We start from the raw sequence: 14,473 nt of genomic DNA, 5'->3' as shown, positions 1-14,473 counted from the left end.
GGAATCACCCATGTCATTTCGCCTTCTGACCGCCGCTTCGGCCGTGGCGCTTTTCGCGGGCGCGGCCCAGGCCGAGACGGTTCTGCACATCCTGCACACCAACGACCTGCACAGCCGCATCGAGGCGATCAACGAGTACGACAGCACCTGCGACGCGGAGACCCTGGCGGCGGGCGAATGCTTCGGCGGCGTCGCGCGGGTGGCGGCCAAGGTCAAGGAACTGCGCGACCGGATCACCGCCGAAGGGGGCAATGTGATCGTGCTGGACGCGGGCGACCAGTATCAGGGATCGCTGTTCTATATGACCTACAAGGGCAAGGATGTCGCCGAATTCATGACCGCCATCGGCTATGACGCGATGGCGGTCGGCAACCATGAATTCGACGACGGTCCCGAGGGCCTTGCAGTGCTGGCCGACGGGGTCGAATTCCCGATCCTGTCGGGGAACCTGGATCTGTCGCGATCCAACGTGCTGAAGGGCAAGATCGACAATGTCGTGACGCTGGATGTCGGCGGGGAAAAGATCGGCATCGTTTCGGCGCTGGCGATGGATACGCCGGAAACCGCCTCGCCCGGCCCGAACGTGATCTTCCAGGACGATATCGAAAGCCTCAAGGCCGATGTGCAGGAACTGACCGACCGGGGGGTGAACAAGATCGTCGCCCTGACCCATGTCGGCTATCTGCGCGACCAGGAATTCGCCAGGCAGGTGCCGGGCCTGGACGCCATCGTCGGCGGGCATTCCCACACGCTTCTGGGCGACATGGAGGGGGCCGAGGGGCCTTATCCCACCACGGTCGCCGGACCTGACGGGGCCGAGGTTCCCATCGCGACCGCCTATGCCTATTCGAAATATCTGGGCCACCTGACCCTGACCTTCGACGACGACGGCACCCTGACCAAGGCCGAGGGGCAGCCGATCCTGCTGGACAATTCGGTCCCCGAGGACCAGGCCATCGCCGCGCGGGTCAAGGAGATGGCCGCCCCCATCGAGGAGTTGCGCCAGAAGGTCGTGGCGGAGGCCGCGGCGCCCATCGTCGGCGACCGCGCCAACTGCCGCGTCCGGGAATGCGAGATGGGCAACCTGGTCGCCGACGCGATGCTGGACCGGGTGAAAGGCCAGGGCATTACCCTGGCCATCGTCAATGGCGGCGGCCTGCGGGCCTCGATCGACCGGGGGCCGGTCACGATGGGCGAGGTCTATACCGTCCTGCCCTTCCAGAACACGCTGGCCACCTTCCAGCTGAAGGGCGCGGACGTGATCTCGGCCCTGGAAAACGGCGCCAGCCAGTATGAGGAAGGCGCGGGGCGCTTTGCCCAGGTGGCGGGGCTGAAATACACCGTCGATCCGGCGGCGGAACCGGGCGGCCGCATCAGCGAGGTGATGGTGATGAAGGATGGCGCATGGGCGCCCATCGATTCGGCCGCGACCTATGGCGTGGTGTCGAACAACTACATGCGCGCGGGGGGCGACGGTTACGAGGTCTTCGAGACCAAGGCCCAGAACGCCTATGACTTCGGTCCCGACCTGGCCGAGGTGGTGGCCGCCTATCTGGGCGCGCAGGACGGGGCCTACAAGCCCGCGCTTGACGGGCGCATCACGGTCAAGTGACGCCCGCCGGCCCTCGGCCGGATCGGGGGCGGCCCTTACAGAAGTTCGACCAGGCGGTGCCGGCCCGCTTTGCACGGGTCGCTCTGCACGGGCCGCTGGACGGGCGGAAACGCAGCCGTTCCCCGCCGGGCTACCCGCCGATGGTCAAGGAAGCGTCAACCATCGGTTTACCAGATGGTGATCCGTCCCGTCAGGGCCTCCAGGCCAGGAAATTGGCGATCAGGCGCAGGCCGACAGCCTGGGATTTTTCCGGGTGGAACTGGGTGCCGACGATATTGTCGCGCCCGACCACCGCCGTCACCGGCCCGCCGTAATCGACATGCGCCAGCAGATGCGCGGGATCGGCGACCTGGAACTGCCAGCTATGGACGAAATAGGCGTGATCGCCGGTGGCGATGCCGTCCAGCACCGGATGGGGACGGTCGATCGCCAGATCGTTCCAGCCCATATGCGGCACCTTCAGGCCGTGCGCGGCGATCGCCTGAATCTGCCCGCTGATCCAGTCGAGGCCCGGCGTTTCCCGGTATTCATGGCCCGTCGTCGCCAGCATCTGCATTCCGACGCAGATCCCCATGAACGGCACGCCGCGGCCCAGAACCGCTTCGCGCAGCGCCTCGGCCATGCCGTCGACCTCGCCCAGGGCGGCGCGGCAGGCGGGAAAGGCGCCGTCGCCCGGCAGCACGATCCGATCGGCGCGCGCCGCCACCGCCGGATCCGAGGTCACGACGACATCGGCCCCGGCCTCTCGGCCCATCAGCTGGAACGCCTTTTCCGCGGAATGCAGGTTGCCGCTGTCATAGTCGATCAGCGCCACCCGCATCACAGCGCCCCCTTGGTCGACGGCAGCACGCCAGCCATGCGCGGATCGGGTTCCACCGCCTCGCGCAAGGCGCGGGCCACGGCCTTGAAGGCGGCCTCGGCGATGTGGTGGCTGTTGACGCCGTGGATGCGGTCCACATGCAGGGTGATGCCGCCATGCGTGGACAGCGCCTGGAAGAATTCGCGCACAAGCTGGGTGTCGAACGTCCCGATCTTCTCGGTCGGGAAATCGACGTTCCACACAAGGAACGGCCGCGCCGACAGATCCAACGCGGCGCGGACCAGCGAATCGTCCATCGCCAGCAGGAAGCTGCCGTAACGGCGGATGCCCTTCTTGTCGCCAAGCGCGCGGGTCAGGGCCTGGCCGATGGCGATGCCCGTATCCTCGACCGTGTGGTGGTCGTCGACATGCAGGTCGCCCTTGGCGCGGATGGTCAGGTCGATCAGCGAATGGCGCGCCAACTGGTCCAGCATGTGATCGAAAAAGCCGACCCCCGTCTGGTTGTCATAGACGCCGGTCCCGTCCAGGTTCAGCGCGACCTCGATCTGGGTTTCGGCGGTGGTGCGGGTGATGGTGGCTTCGCGCATGGCAATGTCCTTTCGTCGGGTGCCTTATAGGCGTCCGTGCGGGGCGCGCCAAGCGGCAGGCTTGTCATGGGCCAGAGGCAATGCGACAACCGGGGGAACGCTACGAAAGGACCGCCGATGAGCGATATCTCTGTCAGCGAACGCCGCCTGAGTGCCGCATTGGACCGCATCGACCAGTTTCTGGATCGCGGCGGGCCGGTCCACGCGGCGCATGGTCCCGACCTGCGCGAAGACCTCGCGGCGGCCCAGGCGCGGATCAGGATGCTGACGGACCAGTTGGGGCGGCAGGACATGGCCGAACAGGCCGCGCGGCTGGCCGCCGCCAATGACGACCTGATCGCCGCCAACCGCGCGCTGATCGAGGAGGCCGGAGAGGAGGGCGACATGGTCGAGGCGGTCAGCCGCGCCCTGGAGGCCGAGATCGAGGCCCTGCGCGCCGCCCGCGCGGCCGAGGCGGCCCAGCTTGGCGCCCTGATGGCCGAGGTGGAACGGCTGCTGGCCGACGACGCCGCCGCGTCGGTCGCCACCCCCGAGGCCGCGGGCGATGCGGGCGGGGTTCCCGAAAGCATCCAGGACGGCGACACGGACGGCGACCAGGACGGCGACACCGAGGAGGACAGGTAATGGCCGAGGTCGATTTCACCATCGGGCACAAGGAATACCGCGTCGCCGCCCAGGACGGAGAGGAGCGGCTGCTGCAACGCGCCGCCGCGCTTCTGGACGCCGAGGCGCAGCAGATCCTGGCCCAGGCGGGCCGCACGCCCGAACCGCGCCTGCTGCTGCTGGCCGGGCTGCTGCTGGCCGACCGCGTGGCGACGCTGGAGGAACGCGCCGAAAAGGCCGAACGCCACCTGAACCGGCTGCAAGCCAATCCCACGCGGGTCGAGGTTCCGGTCATCCCCTCGGACCTGAAAGAGGCGATGGCCGAACTGGCCGCGCGGGCCGAATCCCTAGCCGACCGGCTGGAGGATCAGGGCGGTCGTTAACCCGGCCTTAAACATTCGGTGCCAGACAGGGGCCATGCGTGCCCTTGTCCTGTTGCTGATACTGTGCGCCTGCGCCAGCCCCTCGCCCCGGATGCTGGGGGCGTTGCGGCACGATGTCCGTCTTGAGGGCATCGACTTCGCGGTCTTTCACAAGGACGAGATGGCCGAGTTCGCGCGGATGACCTTTGTCGCCCGGCCGTGGCGCCGGGATATTCCGGCGCTGATGGTCCAGGCCGCCGCCCAGGCCACGGGATGCGAGGTGATCGCCTTCAGCGGCAAGGCGCTGACGCCGCGCGATACCGGGGTGCTGCGATTCGACCTGGATTGCTGGGGCGCCCTCAGCCGTCGCCCAGATAGCTGATCAGGATCTGGGCCACCGCCTCGGGGGCGTCGGCGTGCAGCCAGTGCCCCGCGCCCTTCACGCGCACCACCCGCGCCTGGGGGAAATGATCGCGCAGCGCCGCCTGGCCGGCATCGGTGACGTAATCGGACCGTTCGCCGGCGATCTCCAGCACAGGGCCGTCGAAGGTCGCGCGGGGCAGGCCCTCGGGCCAGCCGACCAGCCGGTCCATCTGGTCGCGCAGGGCGGCCAGGTTCAGCCGCCACGCCTTCGGATCGGATTTCAGATCCAGCGATTGCAGCAGGAAGGCGCGCACGCCCGGATCGTCGACCTGCCGCGCCAGGGCGGCGTCGGCGGCGCTGCGCCGGTCGATCGAGGACAGATCCAGGCTCTCCATCGCGTCTATCAGCGCGGTCTGCGAATGGCCGTATGCGACCGGGGCGATGTCCATCACCGCCAGCTTGCGCACCAGGCCGGGGCGCGTCAGCGCCAGCACCATGGAGGCCTTGCCGCCCATCGAATGGCCCACCAGATCGACCCGGCCGCCCAGATCCCCGATCACCTCGGCCAGATCCCCCGCCAATGCCGGATAGCCATGGTCGGCGTCGTGGAAGCTGTCGCCATGGTTGCGCATGTCCACGGTCACGACGCGGCGCCGTTCCGCCAGCCTGCGGGCCAGCGCCCCAAGGTTGCGGCCCTGGCCGAACAGGCCGTGGACCATCAGGACGGGCAGGCCGTCGCCGGTGCCGGTGATGCTGTGATTCAGTCTCATGCCCGCGATCCTAGATCGTCTGGCGCCCCCGGACCAGAGCGTCTAGACTGCGCCCCATGACACGACACGCAACCAGTGCCGAGGACATCCGCGACATGGCGGACGAGGTGTCGCGCCTGATCGCCGCCCGCTTCGGCGGCGCGCGGCGGGGCGAAAGGCCGCCCTTGACGGCGATGCTGCGCCGCCGGGGCGGGGCCTTGCCACGCCGGTTGCGCAAGCAGGCCTGGACCCTGGCGCGGGCGGACGAAATCTCGGCCCAGCCCAAGGTCGCGCGGCAACTGGATCTGGTCCGGCTGTCGCGCGCGCATCAGGCGCTGACCGCCCATCTGCGACCTCTGGGCGAACTGTCCCGCTGGCGGGGCCGGGCGATCGGCTTTGCGGCCTCGGTCGTGTTCGGCCTGCTGGTTCTGGCGGCAGCCGTGATCTGGATCCTGCTGAAACGCGGCCATCTCTAGCGGTTGCATTCCCTGCATGGCGGGTTTACTGCGCGTCGGACTTGCATTCCCAGCATTCGCTGGGATGTTAGGGCAAACCCCCACAGGAACGCGCGCATGACTGAACACGGAAATCTCCGCCATGCCATCTTGGCACTGGCGCTTGGCGCCTTCGCCATCGGCACGTCGGAGTTCGCGGCGATGGGGCTTTTGCCCTATTTCGCGGGCGATCTGGGCATTACCGAGCCGCAGGCGGGCCATGTCATCAGCGCCTATGCCCTGGGCGTGGTGATCGGCGCGCCGGTGACCTCGATCCTGGGGGCGCGGCTGCCGCGCCGGCGGTATCTGGCGGCGCTGATGGCGTTCTATGGGGTGATGAACATCGCCGCCGCCGTGCTGCCGGGGCTGGCGGCGCTGACCGGGATGCGGTTCCTGGCGGGCCTGCCGCATGGCGGGTTCCTGGGGGTGGCGATGCTCTATGCGGCTGACGCCCTGCCGCGAGAGCATCGGGCGCGGGGCGCGGCGCAGGTCATCATGGGGCTGACCGTCGCCAATATCGTCGGCGTGCCCTTGGCCGGATGGCTGGGCCAGAGCATCGGCTGGCGATGGGGCTTCGCGCTGCCGGGCTTCATCGCGCTGCTGTCGGCCTGGCTGATCCTGAAGGTCGCCCCGCGCGTTGGCGGCAACCCCGACGCCCGGCCCTGGGACGAATTGCAGGCCCTGCGCAATCCGCGCGTGCTGTGGCTGCTGGCCGTGGGGGCCATCGGCTTCGGCGGCTTCTTCGCGGTCTACGCCTTCCTGACCGCCGCGATGATCGCCACCACCCAGGCGCCCGCCTATGCGATCCCGCTGGCGCTTGGCGTCTTCGGCGTGGGCGGCACGCTGGGCACCTGGGTCGCGGGGCGGCTGACCGAACGCATGGGTCAGATCCGCGCGGCCTATATCAGCCTGGCGGCGATGGCCGCGACGCAGGGCTTTGCATCCCTGGCGGTCGGCAACTGGCAGATGATGGTGCTGTCGTCCTTCCTGCTGGCGGCGGGGGCGGGGCTGGTGATCCCGCTGCAAACCCGGCTGATGGATGTCGCGGGCCGGGCGCAGAACATGGCCGCCGCGATGAACCACGCCGCCTTCAACGCCGCCAATGCCCTGGGTCCGTTCCTGGCCGGGCTGGCGCTGACGGCGGGATGGGGCTGGGCCTCCAGCGGTCTTGTCGGCATCGCGCTTACGGCTGCGGGGGCCTTGGTGCTGACGATGGCGGTCTGGCATGATCGGGCAAGCGGGGCGGTGGCAGACTGCGCATGATCACCTGCCGCGACGTGGACGCGAATTCGCGCCGCCAGGTCACGAACAGCACCACGGCGGTGCCCAGCATCAGCACCCAGGGTCCGGCCAGCCAGCCCAGCGATCCAAGCGCGAAATAGACGCTGCGCAGCCCCGCGTTGAAGTTGCGCGCGGCGGTGATGTTCAGATCCGCCGCCTGCATCGCCCGGTCGCGCGCCATCGGATCGGCGGGATCGTTGGGCACAGCCGCCATCATGATCGCGCAATAGCCGAACAGACGGTGCGACCAGACGAATTTCAGGAAGGCGTTGACGACGAAGAACATCGTCACCAGCAGCTTCAGTTCCCACAGGATCTTTGCGCCGCCTTCCAGTGCCAGCTCCTCGGCCAGCCCGCGCAGCTTTTCGGTATTGCCGATCAGCGCCAGGATCCCGCCCGTCGCGATCATGCAGGCCGATGCGAAGAAGGCCGTGCCCTCGCGCAGGCTGCCCAGGATGTTGCCGTCGAAGATCCGCGGGTCGCGCGACAGGAAATGCACCATCCATTCCCGCCGGAACCGCGTCATCAGGACCGAGACCGAGGGCTTTCCCGCAGGCGGCCTTTCGGTGAACCAGCCGATGGCGAGCCAGACCGCGAACAGCAGGACCACCGCCGCAAGATCGACGATGGGGATGCGGTCGGGAAGGGCAAGCTGGATGGTCATGGCCCCGGTTTAGGACGGCCCGACCCATCTTGAAACCCCCTTCCGCCCCGCATAGGCTGCCCGCACGGAGCGCGCTGGATCGGAGGACTTCATGGCTGCACCCCACGCCATTCACGAGGAATTTCCCCAGGATGCAGCGCGCATCCACGACCTGAAGCTGAAGGACGCGCATTTCGCGCGGCTTCTGGAGGAATACGATCAGGTCAACGATGCCGTCTATCAGGCCGAATCGCTGATTCAGCCGTCCAGCGATGCCGCCGAGAAAGAGCTTCGCCGCAAGCGCGCGCATCTGAAGGATGAAATCGCCCGGCTGCTGTCGGCGCATTCGGCCGCCTGACCCGCGGTCCCGCCCGTCGCGATCGCGCGGCGGGCCAGTCGCAAAAGCGCGCATTCCCCTCTTGAAGGGGGCAGATCCCATCCTAGATCTTCGTCACCGGCGGCCATGATGGCGCCGGTTTCGACGGCCCGCCCGGAAACCGGGGGGCAAACCTGCATCGCTTGTGAAGGATGTGACCCATGCGCAACTTTGACCTGACCCCGCTGTATCGTGCCTCGGTCGGCTTCGACCGGCTTGCCGATGTGATGGACCGCGCTTTGTCGGCCGACGTGTCCGCACCGACCTATCCCCCGTATAATATCGAAAAAACGGGCGAGGACGCCTATCGCATCTCGATCGCCGTGGCCGGTTTCGCGCCCGAAGACCTGAACGTCGAGGTTCGCGACGGTGCCGTGATCGTCTCGGCCCGCAAGGCCGAAGAGGACGACAGCCGCACCTATCTGCATCGCGGCATTGCCACCCGCGCCTTCGAACGCAAGTTCACCCTGGCCGATCATGTCCGCGTCGACGGCGCCAGCCATGCCGACGGGATGCTGCATATCGACCTGGTCCGCGAAATCCCCGAGGCCCTGAAGCCCCGCCGGATCGAGATCGCGAAATCCATCCCGAAGGTCGAAAAGCTGGATTCGTAAGACTCCGCTCGGCCGTTTCGCAAGGCCCGAATGCCCGTCGGTTTCCCGGCGGGCATTTTGCATCGGGTGACGCTTGGGGGATGGTAGGCCCGGAGGGACTCGAACCCCCAACCAAGGCGTTATGAGCGCCCTGCTCTGACCATTGAGCTACAGGCCCAGCGGTTTCGGGTTAATCGCGCGCGCCCCTTGGGTCAAGCGCGATCACCGTTGCCCCGGTTGGCGCCATCCGCTATCGGGGGCGCAAATTCAGCCGGGGGCCGCCATGACCAGGAACGGGATCAGCTATCGCGACGCGGGCGTCGATATCGACGCGGGCAACGCGCTTGTCGAACGCATCAAGCCCGCCGCCGCCGCGACCGCGCGTCCCGGCGTCATGGACGCGCTTGGCGGCTTCGGCGCGCTGTTCGACCCGCGCGCGGCGGGCTATGACGATCCGGTGCTGGTGGCGGCGACCGATGGCGTGGGCACCAAGCTGCGCATCGCCATCGACACCGGCCATCTGGACGGCATCGGCCAGGATCTGGTGGCGATGTGCGTGAACGACCTGGTCTGCCAGGGGGCGGAACCGCTGTTCTTCCTGGACTATTTCGCCACCGGCAAGCTGTCCGTGGACGAGGGCGCGCGCGTCGTCGAAGGCATCGTGCGCGGCTGCAAGGCGGCCGGCTGCGCCCTGATCGGCGGCGAAACGGCCGAGATGCCCGGCATGTATCACGACGGGGATTTCGACCTGGCGGGCTTTGCCGTGGGCGCCATGCAGCGCGGCACGGCGCTGCCTGCCGGCGTGGCCGAGGGCGACGTGCTGCTGGGCCTCGCATCCGCCGGTCTGCATTCCAACGGCTATTCGCTGGTCCGCAAGGTGGCCGAGCGTGCGGGCCTCGGCTGGGACGCGGCCTCGCCGTTCGGCGATGGCGACCTGGGCGCGGCGCTGCTGACGCCCACGCGGCTTTATGTGAAACCCGCTCTGGCGGCGATCCGGGCGGGCGGCGTCCATGCGCTTGCCCATATCACCGGCGGCGGCATCACCGAGAACCTGCCGCGCGTTTTGCCGAAAGACCTTGGAGCCGAGATCGACCTGACCGCCTGGCCCCTGCCGCCGGTCTTCGGCTGGCTGGCCGAGGCGGGCGGGATCGACCAGGCCGAGATGCTCAAGACCTTCAACAGCGGCATCGGCATGATCCTGTCGGTCGCCGCCCACCGCGCCGATGACCTGGCCGACCTGCTGGCCGGACAGGGCGAAACCGTCCACCGCCTGGGCCGCGTCACGGCGGGGCAGGGCGTGCGCTACAGCGGGGCGCTTGCGTGAAGCGCGTCGCCATTCTGATTTCGGGCAGCGGGTCGAACATGGTCCGCCTGGTTCAGGACATGCAGGGCGGCGACCATCCGGGACAGCCCGTTCTGGTCGCCTCGAACGATCCTGCGGCGGCGGGTCTGGCGAAAGCCGCCGCGCTTGGCGTGCCGACCGCCGCCGTCGATCATCGCGCCTTCCGGGGCGACCGCGCGGCGTTCGAGGCCGCCCTGCTGGAACCGCTGCTGGAGGCGCGCCCGGACATCCTGTGCCTGGCGGGGTTCATGCGCATCCTGACGCCCGGCTTCATCGACCGGTTCGAAGGCCGGATGATCAACATCCATCCGTCTTTGTTGCCCAAATACCCCGGCCTTCACACCCATGCCCGCGCCATCGAGGCGGGGGACAGCGAGGCAGGCGCGACGGTCCACGAGGTCACGACCGATCTGGATTCAGGCCCGATCCTGGGTCAGGTCCGCGTCCCCATTGAGCCGGGCGACACGCCCGACACGCTCGCCGCGCGCGTCCTGCAACAGGAACACCGGCTTTACCCGCTGATCCTGCGCCGCTTCGCGTCCGGGGCGCGCGAGCGTTTCGATATCTAGCCCCACAGCGCGGTCAGCGCCGCCACCGGGTCGTCGGCCGACCAGATCTCGGGTCCGATGGCGATGAAGTCGCTGACCGGCGACAGCTGCTCCAGCAAGGCGCGGGTGATCGCCCCCTCGGCCACGACCGGAACCTCGATCGTCTCGGACCACCACTGGAACAGGTCCAGATCCACCGGCTCGCCCCGATACAGGGCCGATGCGCCGACCGGGCCGAAGCTGACGTAATCGGCCCCGGCCTCGCCCGCGTTCATGCCGTCATGCCGCGATCCGGCGCAGAAGGCGCCGACGATGGCATCCGCGCCCAGTTCCTTGCGGGCATACCGGACCGCCTTCGCGCCATCCGTCAGATGCACCCCGTCCAGCCCGTGCCGCTGGGCTAGGACGACATGATCGTCGATCACCACCGCCACGTCGCGGGCATGGGCGATCTCTCTCGCCAGATCGGCGATGCGGCCCAGCTCGTCCTCCTCGGCGCCCGCGCGGATGCGCAGGCAGGCGACCGGAAAGGCGTCCATCACCGCCGCAAGCTGGGGCCCCAGGGCCGAGGCCTGGGCGCCCGCGGGCGTCATCAGGTAAAGCTGCGGGACGTCTTGGGCGTCTGACATGGCGGCACTCCTTTCGGCTGCCCATAGCGCAGCTTGCCGCCCGCCGCCAGACGGACTATCTGGCCCCCCATGCACAGCAATCGCCAGCCCGTCGTCATCCTCGTCCGCCCGCAGATGGGCGAGAATATCGGCGCGGCCGCCCGCGCCATGCTGAATTTCGGCCTGACCGAGATGCGGCTGGTCGATCCCCGCGACGGCTGGCCCAACCCGCGCGCCGTGGCCATGGCCTCGGGGGCGGCGGGGCAGGTGCTGGACCGGGCGCGCCTCTATCCGTCGCTGGCACAGGCGATGGAGGGGATCGACTTCGCCTTCGCCACCACCGCGCGGGGCCGCGAACTGTCGAAACCCGTCCACACGCCCGCCACGGCGATGCGGATGGCACGCGACCATGACGGGCGCTGCGCGATCATCTTCGGCCCGGAACGCACCGGCCTTGAAAACGACGACGTGGCCCGCGCCAACGCCATCGTGACGGTGCCGGTGAACCCGGACTTCCCCTCGCTGAACCTGGCGCAGGCGGTGCTGCTGATGGGATACGAATACGGGCGCGACGTCCTGCCCGCCGAGCCGTCCCCCCACCACGCCCACCCCGAGGCGATTGCCCTGGCCGACCGGCTGGAGATCGAGAAGCTGGGCGATCATTTCGAGGAGCGCCTGACCGAGGCGGGCTTCTTCTTTCCCGACACCAAGGCCGCATCCATGCGGCTGAACCTGCGCAACATGTGGGCGCGGCTGGCGCTGACGCGCGGCGACGTGCGCATCCTGCACGGGATGCTGCGGCAGTTGACCCGGCGCTGACCCCCACCTACCCTCTGCCCGACCTGAAGGAGCAAGCGATGGCCAAGCGCCCCGTTTTCGAGGAAGTCCTTGACCCGGCCGCCAGCAGCCGCCCCGTCACCCGGACCGGCATGATCGACGCCGCCCCGCGCGGCGCGCGGCGGGCGATCCGCATCTGGATGATGGTGCTGTTCGCGATGGTCCTGGCGATGATCGCCCTGGGCGGGGCGACGCGGCTGACCGGATCGGGCCTGTCGATCGTCGAATGGGCGCCGGTGACGGGCACCATCCCGCCGATGTCGCCGGCGGAATGGCAAGCGGAATTCGAGGCTTACCAGCAGATCCCCCAATATGTCGAGGTCAATCCCGGCATGGATCTGGCGGGCTTCAAGCAGATCTACTGGTGGGAATGGTCGCACCGCCTGCTGGGCCGTCTGGTCGGGCTGGTCTGGGCGGCGGGCTTCGTCTTCTTCCTGGCGACGAAACGCATCCCGGTCGGCTGGACGCCGCGCCTTCTGGGCCTGGGCGCGTTGGGCGGGCTGCAAGGCGTCATCGGCTGGTGGATGGTCAGTTCCGGCCTGACCGAGGGGATGATCCGCGTCGCCTCCTATCGGCTGGCGACGCATCTGGGGCTGGCCTTCGTCATCCTGGGCCTGATCGTGTGGTATGTCCTGCTGCTGGGCCGGACCGAGGCCGACCTGCTGCGCGCCCGCCGCGCCGGGGAACCGAAGCTGTTTTCCATGTCCACCGGCCTGATGCACCTGGCCTTCGTGCAAATCCTGATCGGCGCGCTTGTCGCGGGGATCGACGCGGGGCGGACCTATACCGGCTGGCCGACCATGGGCGGCGAATGGATCCCGGCAGCGGTCTGGGATCCGGCCCTGGGCTGGCGCAACCTGTTCGAGAACCCGGCCCTGGTGCAGTTCGTCCACCGTGTGGTGGGCTATCTGCTGGCGATCTTTGCCGTGGTCGTCTGGCTGCGCGCCCGCCGCTCGCCCCATCCGGTGACGCGCGGGGCCTTTACCGCGATGATCGCGGCGGTGGCGGTGCAGGTCGGCCTGGGGATCATGAACGTGATCCATGCCTCGCCCCTGCCGCTGGCGCTGGCGCACCAGTTGGGCGCGGTGGCGCTGTTTTCGCTGATCATCCGGGGGCGGCATCACGCGCGTTTTCCGCATGAAACTTCGGTCAGGGGGACCATCCGATGACGGCCATCAACGACCTGCTTGCCTTTCAGCGCCAGACCGAGGCGCTGTCCTCGGTCGCCGAACGCCTCGGCTGGGATCAGGAAACCGTCATGCCGCGCGGCGCGGTCGAACAGCGGGCCGAGGAAATGGCCGCGATCGAGGCCGTACTGCACGAACGCCGCACCGACCCCCGCATCGGCGAATGGCTGGAGGTGGCAGAACCGCAGACCGAGGCCGAGGCCCGGTCCGTCGAACTGATCGCGCGCGATTTCAACCGCGCGAACCGCGTCCCGGCCCAGCTGGCGCAGGAACTGGCGCGCCTGACCTCTCTGGCGCAGGGCATCTGGGCCGCCGCGCGGGCCAATGACGCGCCCGAGGATTTTCTGCCGACGCTGGATCAGGTTCTGGTCCTGAAGCAGAACGAGGCCGCAGCCATTGCCGATGGCCGCGACCCCTATGACGCGCTGCTGGACGATTACGAACAGGGCATGACGGGCGCGCACATCGCTGCGCTGTTCGACACCATGCGCCCGCGCCTTGTGGCCCTGCGCGAGGAGGTGCTGGGGTCCGACAACCAGCCGCAGCCCTTGACCGGCCATTTTCCGCAGGAAACCCAGATCCGGCTGGCGCGCATCTGCGCGACCGCCTTCGGCTATGACTGGTCGCGGGGGCGGATGGACATCGCCGTCCATCCCTTCAGCAGCGGCCGCTGGCAGGACAGCCGCATCACCACGCGGGTGGTGGAAACCGATCCCTTCAACTGCCTCTATTCGACCATCCACGAGGTGGGCCATTCCAGTTATGAACTGGGCATCGACGACGACTATGCCTTCACCCCGCTGGGCCGGGGCGTGTCCATGGGCGTCCATGAAAGCCAGAGCCGCATCTATGAAAACCAGCTGGGCCGGGGCCGTGCCTTTACCGGCTGGCTGTTCAACCGCATGTCGGACGCCTTCGACGGGCTGAACATCGGTGACGAGGACGCCTTCCACGCCACCGTGAACCGCGTCACGCCGGGCTTCATCCGCACCGAGGCCGACGAGGTGCAATACAACCTGCACATCATGATGCGGTTTGATCTGGAACGCGACCTGATCTCGGGGCGGCTGTCCACCGACGATCTGGTCGAGGCATGGAACGCCCGTTTCCTGCGCGACTTCGGCGTGGTGGTGGACCGGCCCGCGAATGGCGTCTTGCAGGACGTGCATTGGGCGGTGGGCCTGTTCGGCTATTTCCCGACCTATGCCCTGGGCAATGTCTATGCGGGCTGCCTGAACCAGGCGATGCGGGAGGCCGTGCCCGACCTGGACGCGGCGCTTGCCGCGGGCGATGCCGCGCCCGCTGTCGAATGGCTGCGGGAAAATGTGCAGCGCCATGGCGGGCTGCTGCCTCCGCGCGCGCTGATCGAGGAGGCGACCGGCGCCGATGTCTCGCCCGAGCCGCTGCTGACCTATCTGGAGGGGAAGTTCGGGCAGATCTACGACCTGTAACGGAAAAGGCCGGGCAT

18 protein-coding genes and 1 tRNA gene are annotated in these 14,473 nt (G+C 68.4%); 13 read left to right on the top strand and 6 right to left on the bottom strand.

Annotation, left to right across the window (positions count from 1 at the left end; translation table 11 throughout):
* Positions 1–10: 10 nt before the first annotated feature.
* Positions 11–1,612, top strand: a complete 1,602-nt coding sequence (locus tag PXD02_RS11725) for a bifunctional metallophosphatase/5'-nucleotidase (RefSeq protein WP_275104051.1) — start codon at positions 11–13, stop codon at positions 1,610–1,612.
* A 190-nt stretch (positions 1,613–1,802) separates the two neighbouring features.
* Here the strand turns inward: PXD02_RS11725 and hisH are convergent, their stop codons facing one another.
* Entirely contained in the window at positions 1,803–2,432 is a 630-nt protein-coding gene (hisH, locus tag PXD02_RS11720; protein ID WP_275104050.1) for an imidazole glycerol phosphate synthase subunit HisH, read from the bottom strand.
* Positions 2,432–3,019, bottom strand: a complete 588-nt coding sequence (gene hisB / locus PXD02_RS11715) for an imidazoleglycerol-phosphate dehydratase HisB (protein WP_275104049.1) — start codon at positions 3,017–3,019, stop codon at positions 2,432–2,434. The genes hisH and hisB overlap by 1 nt, the downstream gene beginning before the upstream one ends.
* A gap of 117 nt (positions 3,020–3,136) precedes the next feature.
* Here hisB and PXD02_RS11710 point away from each other — a divergent pair, with 117 nt between their 5' ends.
* The 3 genes from PXD02_RS11710 to PXD02_RS11700 are packed head-to-tail and all read left to right on the top strand — an operon-like array spanning position 3,137 to position 4,366.
* Positions 3,137–3,643: a hypothetical protein gene (locus PXD02_RS11710; RefSeq protein WP_275104048.1), complete on the top strand. Its 507-nt coding sequence runs from the start codon at positions 3,137–3,139 to the stop codon at positions 3,641–3,643.
* Positions 3,643–4,005, top strand: a complete 363-nt coding sequence (locus PXD02_RS11705) for a cell division protein ZapA (protein ID WP_275104047.1) — start codon at positions 3,643–3,645, stop codon at positions 4,003–4,005. The genes PXD02_RS11710 and PXD02_RS11705 overlap by 1 nt, the downstream gene beginning before the upstream one ends.
* 34 nt (positions 4,006–4,039) lie before the next feature.
* A complete protein-coding gene (locus tag PXD02_RS11700; protein WP_275104046.1) occupies positions 4,040–4,366 on the top strand; it encodes a hypothetical protein in 327 nt (108 codons plus the stop codon).
* Here the strand turns inward: PXD02_RS11700 and PXD02_RS11695 are convergent.
* Complete coding sequence (locus tag PXD02_RS11695; protein ID WP_275104045.1) at positions 4,344–5,117, bottom strand: alpha/beta fold hydrolase; 774 nt, start codon at positions 5,115–5,117, stop codon at positions 4,344–4,346. The two genes, PXD02_RS11700 and PXD02_RS11695, sit on opposite strands and share 23 nt — an antisense overlap.
* 56 nt (positions 5,118–5,173) lie before the next feature.
* Here PXD02_RS11695 and PXD02_RS11690 point away from each other — a divergent pair, with 56 nt between their 5' ends.
* Together PXD02_RS11690 and PXD02_RS11685 are read left to right on the top strand one after the other, a co-directional pair.
* Positions 5,174–5,572: a hypothetical protein gene (locus PXD02_RS11690; protein ID WP_275104044.1), complete on the top strand. Its 399-nt coding sequence runs from the start codon at positions 5,174–5,176 to the stop codon at positions 5,570–5,572.
* 96 nt (positions 5,573–5,668) lie between these two features.
* Positions 5,669–6,853 carry an MFS transporter gene (locus PXD02_RS11685; RefSeq protein ID WP_275104043.1) on the top strand — a complete coding sequence of 395 codons (1,185 nt, stop codon included), beginning with the start codon at positions 5,669–5,671 and terminating at the stop codon, positions 6,851–6,853.
* On the opposite strand, the gene PXD02_RS11680 is transcribed toward PXD02_RS11685, so the two are convergent.
* Entirely contained in the window at positions 6,774–7,535 is a 762-nt protein-coding gene (locus tag PXD02_RS11680; RefSeq protein ID WP_275104042.1) for a DUF599 domain-containing protein, read from the bottom strand. The genes PXD02_RS11685 and PXD02_RS11680 overlap by 80 nt on opposite strands.
* 91 nt (positions 7,536–7,626) lie before the next feature.
* Here PXD02_RS11680 and PXD02_RS11675 point away from each other — a divergent pair, with 91 nt between their 5' ends.
* On the top strand, positions 7,627–7,872 hold the full coding sequence (locus PXD02_RS11675; RefSeq protein WP_275104041.1) for an HP1242/YdcH family protein: 246 nt from the start codon (positions 7,627–7,629) through the stop codon (positions 7,870–7,872).
* Positions 7,873–8,051: 179 nt separating this feature from the next.
* Positions 8,052–8,504, top strand: a complete 453-nt coding sequence (locus PXD02_RS11670) for an Hsp20 family protein (protein WP_275104040.1) — start codon at positions 8,052–8,054, stop codon at positions 8,502–8,504.
* An 81-nt stretch (positions 8,505–8,585) separates the two neighbouring features.
* Here the strand turns inward: PXD02_RS11670 and PXD02_RS11665 are convergent.
* A tRNA-Ile gene (locus PXD02_RS11665) sits at positions 8,586–8,661 on the bottom strand.
* A 105-nt stretch (positions 8,662–8,766) separates the two neighbouring features.
* Here PXD02_RS11665 and purM point away from each other — a divergent pair.
* Positions 8,767–9,807, top strand: coding sequence for a phosphoribosylformylglycinamidine cyclo-ligase (gene purM / locus PXD02_RS11660; RefSeq protein ID WP_275104039.1), 1,041 nt, complete (start codon positions 8,767–8,769; stop codon positions 9,805–9,807).
* A complete protein-coding gene (gene purN, locus PXD02_RS11655; RefSeq protein ID WP_275104038.1) occupies positions 9,804–10,394 on the top strand; it encodes a phosphoribosylglycinamide formyltransferase in 591 nt (196 codons plus the stop codon). The genes purM and purN overlap by 4 nt, the downstream gene beginning before the upstream one ends.
* Here the strand turns inward: purN and PXD02_RS11650 are convergent.
* On the bottom strand, positions 10,391–11,002 hold the full coding sequence (locus tag PXD02_RS11650) for a thiamine phosphate synthase (protein WP_275104037.1): 612 nt from the start codon (positions 11,000–11,002) through the stop codon (positions 10,391–10,393). The genes purN and PXD02_RS11650 overlap by 4 nt on opposite strands.
* Positions 11,003–11,071: 69 nt before the next feature.
* Here PXD02_RS11650 and PXD02_RS11645 point away from each other — a divergent pair, with 69 nt between their 5' ends.
* From PXD02_RS11645 to PXD02_RS11635, 3 genes are read left to right on the top strand one after another with little or no spacing between them, the layout of a single operon-like run.
* A complete protein-coding gene (locus PXD02_RS11645) occupies positions 11,072–11,800 on the top strand; it encodes an RNA methyltransferase (RefSeq protein WP_275104036.1) in 729 nt (242 codons plus the stop codon).
* A gap of 38 nt (positions 11,801–11,838) precedes the next feature.
* Positions 11,839–12,987 carry a heme A synthase gene (ctaA, locus tag PXD02_RS11640; RefSeq protein WP_275104035.1) on the top strand — a complete coding sequence of 383 codons (1,149 nt, stop codon included), beginning with the start codon at positions 11,839–11,841 and terminating at the stop codon, positions 12,985–12,987.
* Positions 12,984–14,456: a carboxypeptidase M32 gene (locus tag PXD02_RS11635; RefSeq protein ID WP_275104034.1), complete on the top strand. Its 1,473-nt coding sequence runs from the start codon at positions 12,984–12,986 to the stop codon at positions 14,454–14,456. Before ctaA ends, PXD02_RS11635 begins: the two co-directional genes overlap by 4 nt.
* The last annotated feature ends 17 nt before the right edge of the window (positions 14,457–14,473 follow it).

Source organism: Paracoccus sp. S3-43, assembly GCF_029027965.1.
Taxonomy (GTDB): Bacteria; Pseudomonadota; Alphaproteobacteria; order Rhodobacterales; family Rhodobacteraceae; genus Paracoccus.
Note: the sequence above shows the minus strand (reverse complement) of the source record. Positions and strands in the feature narration are given on the sequence as shown.